This window comes from Flavobacterium arsenatis, from assembly GCF_031456785.1.
GTDB lineage: Bacteria > Bacteroidota > Bacteroidia > Flavobacteriales > Flavobacteriaceae > Flavobacterium > Flavobacterium arsenatis.
Window position 1 is genome coordinate 13156 of record NZ_JAVDVI010000014.1, and the last position, 19979, is coordinate 33134.

Annotated in this window: 19 protein-coding genes; 7 read left to right on the forward strand and 12 right to left on the reverse strand. The window is 34.7% G+C overall.

The genetic code is table 11. The features are described 5' to 3' along the window. Positions 1-19: 19 nt before the first annotated feature. The 3 genes from J2X31_RS14345 to greA form a co-directional block, all read right to left on the reverse strand. Positions 20-1714 (reverse strand): tetratricopeptide repeat protein, encoded by a 1695-nt coding sequence (locus tag J2X31_RS14345; RefSeq protein WP_310027576.1) that lies wholly within the window; start codon positions 1712-1714, stop codon positions 20-22. Between the two features lie 166 nt (positions 1715-1880). Beyond that, complete coding sequence (locus tag J2X31_RS14350) at positions 1881-2270, reverse strand: HIT family protein (RefSeq protein ID WP_310027577.1); 390 nt, start codon at positions 2268-2270, stop codon at positions 1881-1883. Between the two features lie 53 nt (positions 2271-2323). Next, positions 2324-2800 (reverse strand): transcription elongation factor GreA, encoded by a 477-nt coding sequence (gene greA / locus J2X31_RS14355; RefSeq protein ID WP_310027579.1) that lies wholly within the window; start codon positions 2798-2800, stop codon positions 2324-2326. Between the two features lie 162 nt (positions 2801-2962). Between greA and J2X31_RS14360 the strand changes: the two genes are divergently transcribed. After that, positions 2963-3394, forward strand: a complete 432-nt coding sequence (locus J2X31_RS14360) for a Rieske (2Fe-2S) protein (RefSeq protein ID WP_310027580.1) — start codon at positions 2963-2965, stop codon at positions 3392-3394. 50 nt (positions 3395-3444) lie between these two features. Here J2X31_RS14360 and J2X31_RS14365 read toward each other — a convergent pair whose 3' ends face one another. The 6 genes from J2X31_RS14365 to J2X31_RS14390 all read right to left on the reverse strand — a co-directional run bounded on the left by J2X31_RS14365 (position 3445) and on the right by J2X31_RS14390 (position 10431). Then, a complete protein-coding gene (locus J2X31_RS14365; protein WP_310027582.1) occupies positions 3445-5652 on the reverse strand; it encodes a TonB-dependent receptor in 2208 nt (735 codons plus the stop codon). Between the two features lie 264 nt (positions 5653-5916). Beyond that, on the reverse strand, positions 5917-6318 hold the full coding sequence (gene arfB, locus J2X31_RS14370; protein ID WP_310027583.1) for an alternative ribosome rescue aminoacyl-tRNA hydrolase ArfB: 402 nt from the start codon (positions 6316-6318) through the stop codon (positions 5917-5919). 2 nt (positions 6319-6320) lie between these two features. Continuing rightward, positions 6321-8390: a DUF4301 family protein gene (locus tag J2X31_RS14375; protein WP_310027584.1), complete on the reverse strand. Its 2070-nt coding sequence runs from the start codon at positions 8388-8390 to the stop codon at positions 6321-6323. A gap of 8 nt (positions 8391-8398) precedes the next feature. Further along, a complete protein-coding gene (gene pnuC, locus J2X31_RS14380; protein ID WP_310027585.1) occupies positions 8399-9022 on the reverse strand; it encodes a nicotinamide riboside transporter PnuC in 624 nt (207 codons plus the stop codon). Positions 9023-9077: 55 nt separating this feature from the next. Continuing rightward, the gene (locus J2X31_RS14385) at positions 9078-9797 is read right to left on the reverse strand and encodes a phosphoglycerol geranylgeranyltransferase (RefSeq protein ID WP_310027586.1); all 720 of its coding nucleotides are present in this window, start codon (positions 9795-9797) and stop codon (positions 9078-9080) included. A gap of 1 nt (position 9798) precedes the next feature. Further along, positions 9799-10431, reverse strand: a complete 633-nt coding sequence (locus J2X31_RS14390; protein WP_310027587.1) for a 4'-phosphopantetheinyl transferase family protein — start codon at positions 10429-10431, stop codon at positions 9799-9801. Positions 10432-10745: 314 nt separating this feature from the next. Between J2X31_RS14390 and ahcY the strand changes: the two genes are divergently transcribed. Beyond that, positions 10746-12062 (forward strand): adenosylhomocysteinase, encoded by a 1317-nt coding sequence (ahcY, locus tag J2X31_RS14395; protein ID WP_310027588.1) that lies wholly within the window; start codon positions 10746-10748, stop codon positions 12060-12062. Positions 12063-12125: 63 nt separating this feature from the next. Here the strand turns inward: ahcY and J2X31_RS14400 are convergent, their stop codons facing one another. Beyond that, the gene (locus tag J2X31_RS14400; RefSeq protein ID WP_310027589.1) at positions 12126-13043 is read right to left on the reverse strand and encodes an SIMPL domain-containing protein; all 918 of its coding nucleotides are present in this window, start codon (positions 13041-13043) and stop codon (positions 12126-12128) included. A 162-nt stretch (positions 13044-13205) separates the two neighbouring features. On the opposite strand from J2X31_RS14400, the gene J2X31_RS14405 reads away from it, so the two are divergent. Both J2X31_RS14405 and J2X31_RS14410 read left to right on the forward strand, forming a co-directional pair. After that, positions 13206-14105 carry a hypothetical protein gene (locus J2X31_RS14405; RefSeq protein WP_310027590.1) on the forward strand — a complete coding sequence of 300 codons (900 nt, stop codon included), beginning with the start codon at positions 13206-13208 and terminating at the stop codon, positions 14103-14105. Positions 14106-14214: 109 nt separating this feature from the next. Beyond that, positions 14215-14646 (forward strand): hypothetical protein, encoded by a 432-nt coding sequence (locus tag J2X31_RS14410; protein WP_310027592.1) that lies wholly within the window; start codon positions 14215-14217, stop codon positions 14644-14646. Between the two features lie 101 nt (positions 14647-14747). Here the strand turns inward: J2X31_RS14410 and rpmA are convergent, their stop codons facing one another. Both rpmA and rplU read right to left on the reverse strand, forming a co-directional pair. Next, positions 14748-15008 carry a 50S ribosomal protein L27 gene (rpmA, locus tag J2X31_RS14415; RefSeq protein WP_007805051.1) on the reverse strand — a complete coding sequence of 87 codons (261 nt, stop codon included), beginning with the start codon at positions 15006-15008 and terminating at the stop codon, positions 14748-14750. Between the two features lie 22 nt (positions 15009-15030). Next, the gene (rplU, locus tag J2X31_RS14420; RefSeq protein WP_310027596.1) at positions 15031-15453 is read right to left on the reverse strand and encodes a 50S ribosomal protein L21; all 423 of its coding nucleotides are present in this window, start codon (positions 15451-15453) and stop codon (positions 15031-15033) included. 264 nt (positions 15454-15717) lie between these two features. Between rplU and J2X31_RS14425 the strand changes: the two genes are divergently transcribed. The 3 genes from J2X31_RS14425 to J2X31_RS14435 all read left to right on the forward strand — a co-directional run bounded on the left by J2X31_RS14425 (position 15718) and on the right by J2X31_RS14435 (position 19961). Continuing rightward, positions 15718-17043 (forward strand): M16 family metallopeptidase, encoded by a 1326-nt coding sequence (locus tag J2X31_RS14425; RefSeq protein ID WP_310027597.1) that lies wholly within the window; start codon positions 15718-15720, stop codon positions 17041-17043. 10 nt (positions 17044-17053) lie between these two features. After that, positions 17054-19093, forward strand: a complete 2040-nt coding sequence (locus J2X31_RS14430; RefSeq protein ID WP_310027599.1) for a M16 family metallopeptidase — start codon at positions 17054-17056, stop codon at positions 19091-19093. Between the two features lie 361 nt (positions 19094-19454). Continuing rightward, positions 19455-19961, forward strand: coding sequence for a hypothetical protein (locus J2X31_RS14435; protein WP_310027601.1), 507 nt, complete (start codon positions 19455-19457; stop codon positions 19959-19961). Positions 19962-19979: the final 18 nt, after the last annotated feature.

Genomic DNA, 19979 nt, shown 5'->3' on the forward strand with positions numbered 1-19979 from the left:
TGACGACAACTTGCGACTTTCAGCGTGACATGTTGTGACTTATGGTGATGTGGGATAAATATTCAAGGAGATTTGTTTCCGCATCCAATCCTAATTTTTGAACGATACGCTCTTTTCTTTTTCTACAACTACTAGGATTTATATGTAATAAAGCGGCTATTTCTTTTGAAGTTAAATGAAGATAAACGAAAGAAAGAAACCGCACTTCGTTAGCATTTAGGTTCGGATGTTCTCTATATAAAGCTTGAATAAATTCATTGTTTACGTTTTCAAAATGAGAAAAAAACTCTTCCCACTTGGTATCTTCCTTCAAATGGTTTTTTAAATTACGAATAAAAGTGGTTAAGGTTTTGTTCTCAGCAATTGCTACATCTGAACTTATGGTCTGAATAATTTCTTCTATCAATTCATTTCTTGTTGACTGAAAAAGGATTTTATCTGAAAGTTGTTTGTTTTTTTGCTGTATTTCTCTTTGAAGCAGCTGCACTTTTTCTTTTCGCTGTTCTTTTTCCAAAAGTGTTTTTAGTTCTTTTTCTTCTAATTCTTTCGCCAGAAATTTACTATTGTTTAGAGCCTGTTCCAATTCTAAATCCTTAATTCGAAGTTCGTTTTCGGCAATTTTTTTCTTTTGAAGGGCAAATTTATTTTTCTTATAAAATACCGTAATCACAACTATTAATAGCAATAAAAGAAGAAGCGTGACCAAACCATACAACTTATTTTTATTTTCAGAAATTGTTTTGCTAAACTGTAATTCGTGTTTTGATTCTGATAGTTCAAATCGTAAAGTAGTGTTTTCTAATAATTCTTTGTTTTTGTTTTTGTTTATTGTGTTGGTTAGCTCTATGATACTGTCTTTTGCCGCTAATGCTTTTTTGGGCATCTCAAATCGTATGGCTGCCTTTGCTATTTCTCCAAAGAGCTCAACTTTGAATTCATTGTTAGCAAATTTCAATGCTTCTTCGGCTGTTGTTATGGCTTGTTCCCAATCTCGAACCGAATAATAGGCTTTTGAAAGCACCAATGAAAGACCAATTTCTTCTTCAATAAAATTATTTTTCTTGGCTAAAGCACTATATTCTTTACAGTTTTCAATAACTTTTTCAGGCTTTCCTTCTTTTAACAACAGAGTACTCTCTACAACACGTGCCGTTAAGATTTCCCTAGACTGGGGATCGAGTTTCGAAATTGCCAAGCTTACATATTCTTTTGATACTTTATAGTCTTGCATCGTTTCATAGAGAACGGCTAAATTTGTGGCATAATATCCCCTTTTGATTTCATATCCGTTATCGGTAGCTATTTGCAATGATTTCAAAAAATATTCTTTTGCCTGCTCATTTTTTTCTTCTTTCATATAAACAATTCCGATATTATTGAGAACTGTCATTTCTTTTGCCACATCATTTTCCTGTATTGCAAGCTCATAGGCTTTTAAAAAAAAAGTAACTGCCGTTCCATAATCCATCATTCTAAAATAGGTTAAACCTAAATTATTAAGAGACAAAAAATGCTCTTTTTTCCATTGGTTTTGGTCGGCAAGTTTTTCGGCTTTGGTTAGTTTTTCAATAGCAGTAGAATAATCTAGTTTTTCTCTATCCTGCATCCCGCTTTGAATTAAATTCTTGCAATCCTCCCTATTTTGGGCTTGAGCCGAAAACAAACAAAACAACAACATTATAATTAAGTGTATGTGAATAGGAACTATTTTCATTACTATCAATTTGAAAAAATTTTAGGTTTCTAAAGATAAATAAATATGTTGAGAGGATTATGAAAGTGTATTATTTAGTTGTAAATTGACCTATAAAAGCACCACCAATAGCAAAAAAAAGGAGCAACTTTCGCTACCCCCTTTACTTATAATAAAATTTAAAATCTTACAAATTATTTTTTATCGCCAAAGCCAATACCTCAAATTCCTCTTTTTCTAACTTCACTTTATTCACAAAACGCATTTCATCCATTTCATTCAACGGAATCAAATGAACGTGAGTGTGAGGCACTTCAAGACCGACAACTGCCATTCCTACTCTTTTGCAAGGAACGGTTTTCTCTAAAGCAATGGCTACTTTTCTGGAAAAAGCCATCAGCCCTAAATATAAATCTTCGTCAAGATCAAAAATCTTGTTGATTTCCTGTTTCGGGATGCAAAGCGTGTGTCCTTTAGCATTTGGATTTACATCCAAGAAAGCCAAGAAATTCTCGTCTTCGGTAATTTTATAGGCTGGAATTTCTCCGTTGATTATTTTGGTGAAAATAGAACTCATTTTTTATGTTTAAGAGTTTAATAATTTTAGAATCTTCATCCTGAAAGTGAAACTTAATCTCTGGATATTTCTAAAATTTCGAATTTCAAAACACCGTTTGGAACCGTAATTTCTGCAATTTCTCCAACAGATTTGCCCAGCAAACCTTTTCCAATTGGAGAAGTTACGGATATTTTTCCTGTTTTTAAATCGGCTTCACTTTCGGCAACTAACGTATATTTCATTTCCATTCCGTTGGATTGATTTTTGATTTTTACATTCGACAAAACCAGAACTTTAGTCAAGTCCAAATGGCTTTCGTCAATCAGTCTTGCATTAGAATAAACCTCTTCTAGCTTTGCAATTCGCATTTCCAACATTCCTTGTGCTTCCTTTGCAGCATCATATTCTGCATTTTCAGACAAGTCGCCTTTATCTCTTGCTTCTGCAATATCGGCGGATGCTTTTGGACGCATCACACTCTTTAAATGATCTAATTCTTCTTTCAGTTTTTTTAACCCTTCTGCTGTATAATACGATACGTTACTCATAATTTCCTCATTTATATAAATAGAAAAAATCCCATCAGGACGGGATTTCTTTCCACAAAGATAGTATTTTTTGTTTTAGTCTATAATTATATGTTAATCATATATCAATCAAAGTTAAATAATTTAAATTTGTTTGGACTAAAATTCTCAAAAATTTTACAAATGAAAAAATTCGTGTTTCTTTTTTCTATACTTTTCCTGATATTAGGCTGTTCAAGCGACAGGATTCGAAATGTAAATCCTTACATACCAAACTATAATTTCTCGATTACGATTGATGCTAATCTGCCACTTTACAGCGGATTGAGATCGGCTGTAAATCCGATTGCTATTCCAGATAGTGGCCCAAGTCCGAGATTAATTGTAATGAAAATTTCGGAAACCGATTACAGGGCTTGGGATGCTCATTGTCCGAATCAATATACTTCTTCTTGCACTCAAATGGTCATAAATGGGGTGAATGCAAAATGTCCTTGTGATGATATCGAATACAGCCTATTTACAGGAGTGAGTATCGACGGAAGTGGAGACTACACCATGAAACCGTATCGGGTTGAAGTCATAGGCACGAATTTGATTAGGATTTCAAACTAAAAAATCCTGACAGCAAAGCCATCAGGATTTAAAAAAACTAAATCAAACTATTAAAATTTCAAAGTCAAGCCGGCCAAGAAATTAATTCCTGCTTGAGGATAGTATCCTGCTCCTTCAATAGTGCTAACTTGTCCTGGACTACTCCAACTATCGTCATAAGTATAAAAGTATCCATTGCTTTCATATTGATAATCAAAAATATTATTCACAAGTCCGGAAAAAATGATTGATTTGAAAACAGAATTGGTTTTGATTTCATGCGAAATACTCAAATCACTCGTAGCATAACTGTCTAATTTGGACGCATTAGAATCGATATTTCCCATATATTGTTCGCCAACAAATTTGCTCAACAACGAAACTTGAAGATTTTTTATTGGCAAGAAGGTAATAGCATTTCCAACAATTACATTTGGTGAAAAGGCAATATTTGTATCGCCAAGATTTTGCAAGACACCATCCCTTTGAAAGACAAAGTCTTTGTTTTTGTTTGCACTTAAAGTCATATTCGGACGAAGAATCCATTTTTCTGAAAGATACAAAGCGGCGTCAATCTCTAAACCTAATCTATAGCTATCTCCACTGTTTTCACGAATTGGCGCTCCAACATCGTTTAACTCACCGGTTAAAACCAACTGATCTTTGTATTGCATGTAATATCCGTTGATGTTCAATCTTGCCTTCGGTGTATTGTATCTCCAGCCCAATTCAAAATCGTTCATCTTCTCTGGTCTCGGATTCCCTCCTTCGTAATCGTTTCGGTTTGGTTCGCGATTGGCTCTTGCATAGGAAAAATAAAGATCGTTTTTATTATTAATCGCATAAGTCAAACCTGCTTTTGGATTGAAGAAATCAAAACTATCGTCCACCAGTCCTGTATCATTTCCATTGGCTGTATAGTTTACATTTCTATATTGCAAATCTCCAAAAAGGCTGAATTTTTCGGTGATTTGATAATTCGCTTTAGCAAAAACATTGAAATCTGTTTTGGTTGAAAAATCATCGTAGTATTTGAAATTGTATTCCGGCAAGATGATGCTTCTGGTCCAAAGTACGTTTCCAAAATGCTTCCCTTCATATTTATTATAACCTCCACCCATAATGAAATCTAGTTTTTCATTCTTATAATTGGTAGAAAAAGTAGTTCCATAGAAATCATTGTCGAGCCATTTTTGTCGGATCAAATCGGTTTGATCAACCAGCACACCATCAATGTTTTGTGGTTCCAGAGCGTAATCTGAAACATCTTCGCCTGCTTTATAATTTTCATAAAAACCTTTTCCGATTGTATAATGAAAGGCAAGATTTGTACTCCAATTGGAATTCCATTTCTGGTTCCAATGCAATTGGTAATGGTCTTGGTCGTAATTGTCGGTTTCATTGTCGTAGAAACGTGTCACACCATTATCGTCAACATATTCTCCAGCCGTGTTGTAAGTCCTGTCGTTTATGAGTTTTTCTGGGTCTTCCAAACCATTCCATGATTGGTAAGTTTTTTCCTTTCCTCCAAAAACCAATGCCTTTATCAACGTGTTTTCGCTGGCATAAGTTCCTTGTAGAAAATAGGATCTCAAGTTGGATGAAGCCCTGTCGATATAACCATCCGATTGAATGTTCGAAACACGACCGGCCACTTCAAAATGGTCATTCATCAATCCGGTTCCGAATTTCACGGTGTGCTTTCTTGAATTGAAACTTCCGAAAGAATTTGAAATTTCTGCAGAAGATTCTTTTGAAGTTGCATCCGTTAAAAGATTTAAACTCGCTCCGAAAGCACCAGCTCCATTGGTGGAAGTCCCGACACCGCGTTGCAACTGGATACTTTCGACAGAGGAAGCAAAATCGGGCATGTTGACCCAAAAAGTTCCCTGACTTTCAGCATCATTGTATGGGATTCCGTTTATGGTCACGTTGACACGGCTTGCATCACTACCACGAACACGGATTCCTGAATAGCCGAAACCATTTCCAGCATCGGAAGTTGTAACCACAGAAGGCAGAAAATTCAGCAAAATTGGAATATCCTGACCCAGATTTCTCTTTTGAAGTTCTTCTTTAGAAATGTTGCTGAACGTTACGGGAGTTTTATCTGTAACCCTGACGGCGGAAACCAAAACTTCATCAAGTTGGTTCACTTTTGTACTGTCTTTTGGAGTTTCCTGCGAAAAAGAGCAGATTGAAGAAAAAAGTAAAGAAGAAAATAAAATCTTCTTTCGCTGTGAACCTTGAAGGTTCGGTAATTTGAATAAAGTTTTCATTCGTAAAAAATTACGAATAAAAGGGGTAATTATTCTGTTGTTAAAATTAAATTGATTGTTCTACGGCATTTTCTTGGTGTGCACTCCAAGAAAGTTGTCGTTTTTTCCCTTGGCAGCATTACCCGCCCAGGTTCTTTGGGTATAATCTCAGCTCGTTATTTTGAGCACCCCTTTGAGACGGGGCAAATATAGCAAAAGTATTAAGATGGAAGTATTAAGTATTAAGATTATTTTGTCTTGATACTTAATACTCCCATCTTAATATTAAAAATCTGGTCTTTTCCTATTCTGCTTAACTTCTGAATTGTTCTTTTTATCCTTCAATCTTTTTCTGATAACCGATTTTGGAATTTTGGTTGCCTTTCTAATTTTTGGAATGATAAGTCCTTGGGTAATTATCTGTAAGAATCTTTTCGTGACGATTTCCTTGTTTTTAAGTTGGCTCCTGTCTTCATCACAATTCAAAATAAGAATTCCTTCGTTTGTTAGTCTTGAAGAAAGTTTGCTTTCAAGAAGTGCTTTTTCTTCTTCAGAAAGCGAATCGGAGTTATTCAAATCAAAAGATAAAATCACTTTCGAAGAAACTTTATTCACGTTCTGACCACCAGCACCACTGCTTCGAACGGCCTTGAATTTTAACTCTGATATGATTTTTTCCTTATCCAAAATTATTGTGGCTGATGGGCTGGTTTTAATAAATCGTTTACTGTTTTTACGGGATTAAAGGTAATCAAAGGAACCTGAACAAAAATGGTAATCCACTTTGCCATTGCTCCATTCCATAAGCCTGGCAACTCATAGGCCTTCAAGGCACGACCGTCTTTATTCTTTTCAACAATAAACCCACTGTTATGGTCTACAAATTGAGTCAAATCGAATTTTTCTCCTTTGTAGTTTTTTATACCACAAATCAAATCAACAGGATTGAAATGTGTTGCGGTTTTTGAAATGGCAAGCTGTTCTGCATTGTTGAGATCCACTTGTGATGATTCTACGATTTGCAAAGACACATGTCCGTTATTGTGTTTGATCCAGAACGGCCCTCCTCCCGGTTCGCCTTCATTCTTTACCATTCCGCAAACACGAATCGGACGGTTTAGGATTTCCTTTATGTAGCTGATTTTATTTCCTAAAGTATATTTTTCAAAATCGGAAACAATGCCGTTATTGAGTTTATTCTTCACGAAAGAAACAATTTCTTCGATGTCATCTTCAGTTATTGTATCAGAATCTAATTTATTCGAATAACTGAAAATTTGCTGTTGTAGCGCTATTAAAACACCTGCCAAAGCTTTTTTATATAAAGCAATTTCTTCGATATGATTTTGAATGACATTGTCAATGTTTTTAATGAAAACAATATCTGCATCAAGATTATTAAGATTGTCTATCAAAGCTCCGTGACCTCCAGGACGAAAAACGAGTTCGCCATTTTGATCCCTAAACGGTTCATTGTTTACATCCACAGCAATCGTATCGGTCGCTTTGTTTTGATAGGAAAACTTAATAGTAATCTTTATTCCCGATTGCCTTTCTATTTTCTCCTTTACCTCACCAATAATTTTTTCAAAATCAATTTGATGTTCCTCGGAAATTGTAAAATGTAAAAAGGCAGTATTATTTGAACTTGAATAAAACGCACATTCCTTTAAATGCTCTTCAACGGGAGTTGTAATGTAGCCATCATCATATTTATGAAAAGGCAGAATTCCTTTTGGCTTGCCTGCAAAATTTAGATATTTAGGCGACAACAATGTCTTTATAAAATAGTAATCCTTTAGATCTTTGTTCCAATAATGGTAATTGGAATAATTCCTTTTAAGAGCGTCGTCAATTTCTTCATAAAAAGGATATTTTTCCAGTCCTGCCAAAAAAACAGTCAGAGCGTTGTCCTTTGTTCTATTTATGTAGGCATTTATAGATTCCTCATTGACTTTGAAATCATTGAGAAATTCAGATAGAAATTTAAACATTCTACTTGCCGCTCCAGATGCTGGAACAAATTTTTTGAGTTTTAATTTGTCTTTTTCAGAATCAAATAAACTTTCAAATAGCTTAAAATCCGTTTCGGACAATTTCGCAATTCCATCGCCAATAACCGCCGCTCGATCCAAAATTGTTTTGGGCATTCCTTTCTTGAAAATAGCAAGATGCTTTAATATAGTATCAGGATTCACCCCGTATTCGTATATCTTGACAAAATCCGAGGAGGAAAGTCCAATGTTTTTTGCCTTTTCTAAATCAGAAAGTATCTTCAGCCCTTTATTGAAACGTTCTTCTGGTGTTCCTGAAATGACTACAAAAGGCTTTTTGTTTTCTATTAAAGTTTTTTTAAATGTCTCGAAAGTTTTTTCTCTGTCCGAAGGCTTGTCTCTCAAGTCATCTTTTGTCCATGGGACATCAATATCTGTTAGAAAAAATAAATCGTATTTATGCTTTGTTGCTGCTTTCTCTAAAATAGGGTCGCAGAAATTATAATACAGCTCCGAAAATACTTTGGTTACCATCAAGTTAGTATCGCAAAAAAGATATTTGTTTGCCTTTTGCAACGAATCATTTTCTAATTTGACTTGTCCAATTGCAATGGGAAGCAAATCTTCGGGCTCACATACTTTTTGGGAAATATTCCATTTTTCCTGCAAATAGTCGCGTGCAAATTCTGGAGCCCAAACTGTCTGAAAGTGGTCTGCAAGTTGTTTTGCCAATGTTGTTTTGCCAGTACTTTCTGGTCCAAACATTGCAATCTTTATGATATTTGTTGGTTGTTGTTTAAAATTTTCCTCCATTCTAAATACGCTAAAATTGCCAGAATTGTAAATATTATATATTGAACCGACAAGATTCCTAATCCCCTATATCCGTAAAGTGGAATTGTTATTAAATCGCCAATGATCCACAAAGTCCAATTCTCGATTTTCTTCATTGCCATATACCACATTCCGGTAAAAAACAGTCCCGAAGTGAAAATATCGATATAATTTTCGGGCTGAATTTCTTGACCAAAAAGATGATAGACTACATAGGTAACTACAATAGTAAGGAAAAACAACACAACTCCAATGACTTTTTCACGAGTAGTAGTTCTGGATATATGAATCACGGGTTTTCCTTCTTTTTTTCTGGACCAATTGACCCAACCGTAAATGCTCATGATTGAAAAATAGAAATTAATGGTCATATCGGCAAAATATCCAGCTTTGTAGAGTAAATAAACCGTCAGAACTGTTGCAATTATTCCGGTAGGATAAACCAAGATATTTTCTTTTTTGGCGTAATAAACACTTATGATTCCGAAGAAAAACACAATTGCTTCTAATGTTATGTCAAGAGTCGATTTGTTTTTATAAGCTTCAAGAAAAAATTCAATCATTGGGTGATTTTAGGTTTAGGGAGCGGAAAACTACAACTAATATTGGTAATTGCCTTTAATGGTTATTAAAAAAATTGTTATCATTTTCGAAAGCGGTTCCAATAACCACCAAATCGGCTCCAAAAGTATAAGCTTTTTGAATTTCATTTTGAGATTTGATTCCGCCTCCAACAATCAATGGAATTTCGATGTTTTTAGAAACCAATTCGATTATTTCTGATGGAACAGAGAGATGGGCTCCACTTCCGGCTTCGAGATAGATCAATTTATTGCCCAGCATTTCCCCGGCTTGTGCCGTATGAAGCACTTCTTGAAAACGAACACGTGAAATTGGTTTTGTTTGACTGACTTTTGAAACAGCGGTTTCATTGCCTCCTTCGATTAAAATATAGCCCGTTGAAATGATTTCTAAATTTGTTCTTTTTAAGATAGGAACTGCCTTTACTTGATGCTCTATCAGATAATCCGGATTTCTTCCTGATATTAATGATAAGAACAAGATACCGTCGGCTTTATTTGAAATTTGAGTAGGATTTCCAGGAAACAATACAACAGGAAGATCACATTTTTCTTTTATCTTGAGAATCAATTCATCTATTTTATCAGAAAAAACAAGGCTTCCGCCGATAAAAATATGAGTAGCTGGCGATTGATTGATTTTTAGGATCAGATCATTCATTGCTTGCCAGATGATTTTATCGGGATCTAGCAAAATGGCGAGTAATTTCCTCTTTTGCGACTTGGCTTCTAAAATTTCTGAATAGATATTTTTCATCCTAATTTTTTTCAAAAGCATATACCAAAGTAAAATCTTCAATTTCCATAAAATGGATTTTAAACTCCTTATTCAAATTGGCAAAAGTCAAAAGGGCACTTGTTTTTTTATCTTCCAATTCAAATGGAAAGACCGAAATATGGTCCTTGAAACTGATTCCTACTTCGTTTTGGATTTTAAAGATCGATTCCTTGACACCCCAGATTACGGTGAGTTTTCGAATATAATCAGCTGCTTCTTTCTCCAGAAAATCAAATTCTGTATCGATGAATTTATCTGCAATTAGCGTAATTTTTTCCCTTTGCATCTCAATGTCGATTCCAGTATTTTGATTACTAATTATGATGGCCGAAAAACCAAAAGAATGTGTGATCGAAATGTGCTTTCCGTCTGCAAGATGTGGCTTTCCAAATTCATCATAATACAAATCATTATCCGAATAGCCGGCCGATTGAAGCAACATCCTCACACTTAGAAATCCTCTTTGATGAAGTTCAGATTTCATATTGTTGAGTCTGATTAGATTGGTGTCGTTCAGCAAAACTTGATCGAAAAGGTCCTCGAAAGTTTCGGTTATCTTCCAGATATAAATCTTCGTATTTTCTTCGTGTATTTTTGTTTCGTGTAAAGGCATTTTATGATTTGAGTTTGTGTTTGAAAATTTGAACTTGATTCTGATTACTATGGGCCTAGCCCTGATTGAAATGGAAATCCTTTTTTGTCAATGGCTATTTTTTGCCGCTGCAAAAGAGCGACCAACGGAAGCTCCTTTTGTGGCTTGCAAAAAAAGCCATTGACAAAAAAGATTGCAATGAAAAGCAGGATTAGCTTCAAATTCAAAAGATTACGGCTATTAAACAAACATTAAATATTGATTTATGACTGTTTTAATAAAAAGTAATTCCGTAAATTTGCAAAAATTTTTTAGCTAATACAAATATAAAATAGATGAGTACACAAACTTTGCCTTTTGTTGCCTATAAAGTGAAAGATATTTCGCTTGCGGCTTGGGGAAGAAAAGAAATTGAATTGGCGGAAGCTGAAATGCCAGGTTTGATGGCTTTAAGAGCAGAATATAAAGATGAGCAACCGTTGAAAGGTGCTAGAATTGCAGGTTGTCTTCACATGACGATTCAAACTGCAGTTTTGATTGAGACTTTGATTGCTCTTGGAGCTGAAGTTACTTGGTCTTCTTGTAATATTTTCTCAACACAAGATCAGGCTGCCGCTGCAATTGCCGCTGCTGGAATCCAGGTTTATGCTTGGAAAGGTCTTGATGAGGAATCTTTTGACTGGTGTATCGAGCAAACTTTGTTCTTTGGTGAAGACAGAAAACCGTTGAACATGATTTTGGATGATGGTGGAGATTTGACCAACATGGTTTTTGATCGTTTCCCTGAGTTGGTTCCTGGCATCAAAGGTCTTTCTGAAGAAACTACTACTGGGGTTCACAGATTGTATGAAAGAATGAAAAATGGTACTTTGGTAATGCCTGCTATCAATGTGAACGACTCGGTTACTAAATCGAAATTTGACAACAAATACGGTTGTAAAGAATCAGCTGTTGATGCGGTTCGTCGTGCAACTGACTTGATGTTGGCTGGAAAAAGAGTTATCGTTTGTGGATATGGTGACGTTGGAAAAGGAACTGCCGCTTCTTTTAGAGGTGCTGGATCTATTGTAACAGTTACTGAAATTGACCCGATTTGTGCTTTGCAAGCTGCAATGGATGGATTTGAGGTTAAAAAATTAGACACTGTTATTGCTAACGCTGATATTATTATCACGACTACTGGAAACAAAGACATCGTTCTAGGTTCTCACTTTGAGAAAATGAAAGATAAGACTGTTGTTTGTAATATCGGTCACTTTGATAATGAAATCGATATGGCTTGGTTGAACAAAAACCACGGCGCTTCAAAAGTTGAAATCAAACCACAGGTTGATAAATATACGATTGCTGGAAACGACATCATTATTTTAGCTGAAGGTCGTTTGGTGAACCTTGGTTGTGCTACTGGACACCCGAGTTTTGTAATGAGTAACTCCTTTACAAACCAAACTTTGGCTCAAATTGAATTATGGAAAAACAGCGCTTCTTACAAAAATGAAGTGTATATGCTTCCAAAACATTTAGATGAAAAAGTTGCTGCTTTGCACTTGGCTAAATTGGGAGTTGAATTGGAAACATTGAGAGATGACCAAGCGGCTTACATTGGAGTTGATGTTCAAGGTCCTTTTAAACCTGAATATTACAGATATTAGTATTAAGATTTTAGTATTAAGACAAAGCCCTTGCTGAAAAGTAAGGGCTATTTATTTTACATTTTAAATGGAGGTATCAATTTTATAGCTTACTGTCAATGTCATTATATATTGAATCCCAACTTCCGTTTGATTGGAGTTTACTACTTTGTCAAAACCAGCAGTTGAAACACCATCGTAATAAAAAGTCTTATTCTTTCTAGCTATCTTTTTTAAATATTGGCTTCTACTGGTTGAATTTGATTCAATTTCTGCCGATTCAAACGCCTGATAGCTTTTATATCGTGTTTTCGGAAAAACAACTGCAAATTCTTCGGTTGCATTCGGTGTTCCTAGAATTCTTTTTCCAAATGACTTAATGTATTTGACTTTTTTAGCTTCGGCCAATAGTAAAGCATCATCAAAAAGCTGATCGTGAATTGCATTTGAGTTTTCATTATAATATTCAACCTTAATAACATCATGAATTTCATGATCAGAAGCAAAAGCAATAATCTTTTCTAAATTATCCACATTTGAAGTGGTGATAATTACATTCTTTTTGATTTCAAATCCTTTTTCGATTTGCTGTGCATTGACATCGGCAACGGTGTAATCGTAAATTTTAGTTTGAGAGATAAAATCCACATATATAGCTTCCTTTTTTATGCCGAGTGTTTTCAGCTTATCCAGAAATCCAGAAATCCGTATATTGATTTTTTTACTACATCCTGAAACAGTTTGATCTTCTTCATTTAGCCCAAACGTTATTACAAATCCATCCGCTTTCTTATTCAATAAAATTTTAACTGTTACTGACAGGTTGTTGTCGTTGATTGAAACTACGTTATTAACAGGAAACGAACCTTGGTCGCCACTATAAGTCCCATTCCGGTAAACTTGATTCCCACTGATCTGAGAATGCACATTGAGAACAGTAAGCAAACACAAGACAATAATAACTTGAAATTTTTGGTCCGAAAAAAATACTTTCGTTTTCATATTTAGATATTTTAAAATTAATATGATGCAATAGTACTTTCCATTCCAATAAATACTTTAGCAAAACCACTTGCGTTTCACTGTAAAGATTTTTCGGTACTTTTACAGTAGGTTTACAGCAAATTACAACAACCTTTTTTTACTTTTGAACGACATTAATAAATGAATCCATTAGAACTTTTCCAACTCCTTAAAACCGATGTGCTTTTGGCATACAAGAAGCATCATCCCTATTTTGAAGGAACCTGGAAAACATTTAGCTCACAAGACATCCTGAATCTTATCGACTTGATCGAAAATAAAATCAACCAAAGGGTAAGCGAAAAGTGGATTTATACACATTTGAAGCCAGAAGACAATCCAAAGCTGCCACGAAAGGATATGTTGGATATTTTGTCACAATTGGTTGGCTGTTCGAGTTGGGATGAATATGTGTTTAAAAATAAAAAAGGAGTTTGCGAAGAAATTGAACCAATTAGAAAAAAGCCGAAGACAATAATTTGGATCATTAGTGGAATTATTTTAATTGGAATTGCAACATATTCCTATTGCCAATTTAATGATACTGAATCAAAAACTATTACAATCAAAGATGCTTTTACAAACAAGAAAATCAGCGGCAACGAAATAAAAGCAACAGTGGTTGAAGAAGCGACGGAGAAACCGATTGAAATAGTCAATTCTGAAATAAAAATTTCAAAAAAAAGGACTAAAATACTATTGAAAAGCCCATATTATAAAGAAAAAACAATTGTCATTAATAAGGATTCCCAATCTGAGATTACCTTACAACCGGATGATTATGCAATGATGTTGAAAGCTTTTATAAAATCTGACATCAAAGATTGGCAAACGCGAAAGGTGCAACTGCAAAAAATATTAGCAGAAGATGTGGAAGTAATTGTTGTTCTCAAGGATAATTTAGGCTTTGAATACTTTAACAAGGTAGAATTTTCAGAAAAATTAATTGTTCCGAGTGCTTCACTCAAAAAAATGCGACTGATTGACATTCAGCATAATGCTAAAAATGAGATTAATTTCGTTCGAATTATACAAGAATAGTATGATAAAAAAAATCTTTATACTGATGATGTTATTGCTTACATTTTCCTTTTATGGGCAAAATACTAATAATACTATGTCGTCAACAGCTATAAAAGCTAACTTTTCGATGAGTTCAATAAAAGCTTATCAAGAAAGTACACTATTAAAAATAGAAGATTATTACAATCACTTGGCATTACTATCGAATACTTCAACTTCTGATGCTTTAAAAACAGAAATTAAAGCAGCTCTGTTTTCTCTTTTTAAAAGTAATTACATTCAAGTATTTGATTTTACAGTGAAAGAGAAAACCCCAATTTCATTAATAGAATTGGTAGAAAAAATTAAAAATAAAAATTACAGTTTTTTTATTTCGAATTCTACAAATACTTATTTATCAAATCATTACTGGACAACTGCTTATGATTTAGAAATTCGCCAAGAAGATAATAATCGAATGCTGAAATGCTCCCAGAAAGTATATTTCAGACCAATAACAAAACGATTTGGAATGACAGAGAAAGAAGTGTGGACAATTAAATTAGGAGAAGCCGAGTAAGCTATTGCAAAAAAATCATCAACAAAAAAGCCCACTCTTTCGAATGGGCTTTCAAATATCAAAAATCTTGATTGCTTCGCCTGTTCGCTGAAGCTCGAGTCTTATGCTTCGAATGGAAGAATAGAAACGTAAGATTTGTTATCTCTTTTCTTTTGGAACTTAACAACTCCATCTACTCTAGCGTGTAGTGTGTGATCTTTACTGATGTAAACATTTTCACCTGGATTGTGTTTAGAACCTCTTTGTCTTACGATGATGTTACCAGCAATAGCAGCTTGTCCACCAAAAATCTTAACACCTAAACGTTTCGATTCTGATTCTCTACCATTCTTGGAACTACCGACACCTTTCTTATGAGCCATGACGTATTGGTTTTAAATGTTATTATTCTTGAGTTTCTTCTTTTTTAGCTTTTGCTACTTTTTTCTTAGGAGCTTCTACTTCTTCTTCAGTTGCTGGAGCAGCTTCTTTTTTAGCAGCAGTTTTTTTAGCACCTGGAAGTGTAATTCCAGAGATTTGGATTTGAGTCAAATATTGACGGTGTCCGTTTCTCTTTTTGTAACCTTTTCTTCTTTTCTTTTTGAAAACGATTACTTTATCTCCTTTTAAGTGTTGTAACACTTTGGCTTCTACTGAAGCACCTTCTACAGCCGGGGCGCCTAAAGTGATTGTTCCGTTGTCGTCTAATAAAAGAACTTTTGCAAAAGAAATTGCATCTCCTTCTTTATCCGCCAAACGGTGAACATAAACCTTTAAGTCTTTGCTTACTTTAAATTGTTGCCCTGCTATCTCTACGATTGCGTACATAACAATGATGTTTAGTTAATTTTTAAGGTTGCAAATATACAACTTATTCTCACATCTGCAATTACATTGGTGAAAAATATTTAAACTCTAAAAAACAAGCGTTTACAGTGGTATAAATCATCGGAAAAATCGCTAATCAAAACCTTATCTTTTGTTAAATGAACAAAGAAGTAAAAAAATAAATGAAAAAAAGTTAATTTTGGCGTAACAAAACATTCGTTTGATATACTTATATCAAAATCCAATAACAAATTATTAATCGTTATGAAAAAATCATTAATGGCTTTGAGTTCTGTTCTTATGCTTGGAAGTGTTGCTTCTGCCCAAAAGGTGACTTTTGAAGAATTCACTCTAGAAAATGGTCTTCATGTTATTTTGCATCAAGACAAATCGGCTCCCGTAGTTATTACATCTGTAATGTATCACGTTGGGGCAAAAGATGAAAACCCTGAAAGAACAGGTTTTGCTCACTTTTTTGAACACTTATTATTTGAGGGAACTCAAAATATCGGCCGTGGAGAATGGTTTAAAATCGTTTCTGGAAACGGTGGAACCAACAACGCAAACACTTCTGACGACAGAACCTACTATTATGAAGTGTTTCCTTCAAACGGTTTGGAGTTAGGTTTATGGATGGAATCTGAAAGATTATTGCATCCTGTAATCAACCAAATTGGTGTTGATACTCAAAACGAAGTAGTTAAGGAAGAAAAAAGACTAAGAGTTGACAATTCTCCTTACGGAAATTTATTTTCAGCTGTTAAACAAAACATCTTCAAGAAACACCCTTACCGTTGGGCTCCAATTGGTTCTATGGAACATTTAGATGCTGCAACTTTGGAAGAGTTTCAAGCTTTCAACAAAAAATTCTATGTGCCTAACAATGCCGTTTTGGTTGTTGCTGGAGATATCGAATATGATCAAACTATCAAATGGGTAAACAAATATTTTGGCTCTATTAAAAGAGGTGCTGATGTAAAAAAACAAACTTTTGTTGAAGATCCAATCACGGAAACCATCAGAGCTACTTTTGAAGATCCAAACATTCAATTGCCAATGGTTGTGGCTGCATACAGAACTCCATCGATGAAAACGCGTGATGCAAAAGTTCTAGACATGATTTCATCTGTTTTAAGCGATGGAAAAAGTTCAATGCTTTACAAGAAAATTGTAGACCAAAAGAAAATGGCTTTAGAAATTGGTTCGTTTAACTATAGCGAAGAAGATTATGGAACTTACTTCGTATATGGCCTTCCAATGGGAGAAAACACTTCTGAAAGCTTGGTTAAGGAAATTGATGAAGAAATCGTTAAGCTTCAAACGCAATTAATTTCTGAAAGAGATTTTCAAAAATTGCAAAACAAATTCGAAAACCAATACGTAAACAGCAATTCAAGTGTTGAAGGTATTGCAGAGAATTTGGCTACTTATTATATGCTTTATGGCGATATCAACCTTATCAATACTGAAATCGACATCTACCGTTCTATCACTCGTGAGGAAATTAGAGATATTGCTAAAAAATACCTGAATCCAAACCAAAGACTTCTTTTGGATTATGTTCCTGCAAAAGATAAAGCTCAAAACTAAGACATACATCATGAAAAAAACAATATTAATAGCAAGCTTGTTCTTAACAGTAATTATGCAAGCACAAGACAGACCACAGCCAAAACCGGGACCAGCTCCTGTAATCAACATCGGGAAACCGCAAACTTTTGAACTAAAAAATGGTTTGAAAGTAATGGTGGTGGAAAACAACAAACTTCCTAGAGTTTCCTATAACTTGACCATTGACAATGCTCCTTATGCTGAAGGCGATAAAAAAGGTGTTGCCGATCTAGCAAGCAGCATGATTGGTAACGGAACCAAAAAAATGTCAAAAGATGCCTTCAACGAAGAAATCGACTTTTTAGGTGCTAACATCGGATTTTCATCAAACGGTGCTTATGCAAGCGGATTGTCAAAATATTCAGGTAGAATATTAGAATTAATGGCTGATGGTGCCTTGAATTCTGTTTTCACACAGGAAGAACTAGACAAAGAAAAAGCCAAATTAGTTGAAGGCTTGAAAAACCAAGAAAAAAGCGTTGAGGCTGTTGCTGCAAGAGTCGAAGATGTTTTGGTTTTTGGAAAAAATCATCCAAACGGAGAATACATCACTGAAGAAACAATCAAAAATGTAAGCCTTGCCGATGTATTGAATGAATACAACAGTCATTTTGTACCTGCAAATGCTTACCTAGTGGTTATTGGAGACGTGAAATTCAAAGACGTTAAGAAATCAGTAGAAAAACTTTTTAGCTCTTGGAAAAAAGCCGTAGCTCCTGCAGTTTCTTACACAGATCCAAAAGATGTTCAGTACACACAAATCAATTTTGTTGATATGCCAAACGCTGTTCAATCTCAAATTTCATTGGTGAATGTAACGAACTTGAAAATGACCGATCCTGACTATTTTGCTGTTCTTTTGGCAAACCAAGTTCTAGGTGGTGATTTCAACAGCTACTTGAATATGAACTTGAGAGAAGCTCACGGTTGGACTTATGGAGCTCGCTCTGGAATCCGTGGAAACAAATATGTTGGAAAATTCACAGCAAGTACACAAGTAAGAAATGCCGTAACGGATAGTGCTGTTGTTGAATTCTTCAAAGAAATCAAAAAAATCAGAACTGAAAAAGTAGCTGATGATATGTTGAAAAACGTAAAAGCCGGATACGTTGGTAACTTTGTTATGCAAATTCAAAAACCAGGAACAGTAGCCCGTTATGCATTGTTGACACAAACTCAAGGTTTGCCAGCCGATTTCTACGAAAACTACATCAAAAACATCAATGCAGTAACTGCAGATGACATCTTGAGAGTTTCTAAAAAATACTTCCTAGAAGACAAAACAAGAGTAGTAATCACTGGAAAAGCATCGGATGTTCTTCCAGGATTAGAAAGCTTGAAAATGCCAATTTTCTACTTCGACAAATTTGGCAACCCAACAGAAAAACCAGTTGCTAAAAAATCAGTACCAGCTGGAGTAACCACTACAACCGTATTGGACAACTACATCAAAGCCGTTGGTGGAGACAAAGCCGTAAAAGCTGTAAAAACCATTTTGGTTACCTCTTCAGGAACTGTTCAAGGAATTCCAGTTGTAATGACTAAAAAAGCATCTGCTTCAAACAAATTTTTAGAAGAAGTTACAGGAATGGGACAAACACTAGCTAAAACTGTTTTCGACGGAACAAAAGGATACGAATCCGGACAAGGACAAAAACAAGATTTCGATGCAGAAAAAACAACTGCCATGAAATTCTATGCAAATGCATTTCCTGAATTAGCCTTGGCTAACACTACTGGAGCACAACTTTCAGGAATCGAATCTATCAATGGTAAAGATGCCTATGTTGTAAAAGCAGGTAAATTCAGTTTCTTCTACGATGTTGCAACAGGACTAAAAGTTGCCGAAACAGAAGACCTAGAAGTACAAGGACAAAAATTCACTAAAGGAACAACATTCGAAGACTACAAAGACGTAAAAGGAGTAAAAGTTCCATACAAAACCGTAGTGAATGTTGGAATCGAAATCGAACTAATCGCTTCCGATGTAAAAATCAACGAAGGTGTTACAGATGCAGATTTTCAATAATCAAATCTAAATTATATCATCAAAGACTGTCAGAAATGGCAGTCTTTTTTTGTTTCAAAGCATCTCAAATTTCAGGAGCAAAACGCTAGGCATTTTCAGAATCCATGTTCCCGCCTTCCTTCCAAATCTTTTTGTCTCGTTAAAGAAACGAGACAAAAAGGATTTTCCCTCCAGTCGGGGCTATGATAAAAACTTTAGGCTTCTATTAAACTTTTACACGTTTGTGTCAAATAGAATTCAATTAAATCCCAATCAAGAATTCTTTTAATAACCATCGAATTATATATTATCCTTATATTTGAGAAGTTATAATCTATACAACAACATCAAATCAATTAGAAAGAGCCCAACGACTTCAGGCATGCTTAAACTTTTAAATTTTATTTTAATAATCTTAATCTCCATTATAATTGCAGGACTCTATGGAATTCTTCACGACCAAATAACCTATACCATTTCAAATGAATATTACACCCTTTTCAAATTCGAGCAATTCGGAATCAACGAATGGGGAATTGACAATGAAAGAGTCAAAGTTGGGATAATCGGATTTCTAGCAACTTGGTGGGTAGGCTTTATACTCGGAATAATATATGCCATAGTCTCATTATTTCTCAATTCAAGAAAAATTTTAAGAATCACAATACAATCTGTTTTCTTCAATATTGGCGTGACAGTTATTTTTGGAGTTATTGGATACCTTTATGGAGCCGTTTTTTTAGAAGCAGATGAACTAAATTGGTATATTCCAGAACAAACCACAAACATTCAGGCTTTTATAAACGTTGGTTCAATTCACAACTTTGGATACCTTGGAGGGTTGGTTGGGTTGATTTTTGGGGTTTATTATCAAATTAAAAGAAATTAAATATTCTAATATTTCCAG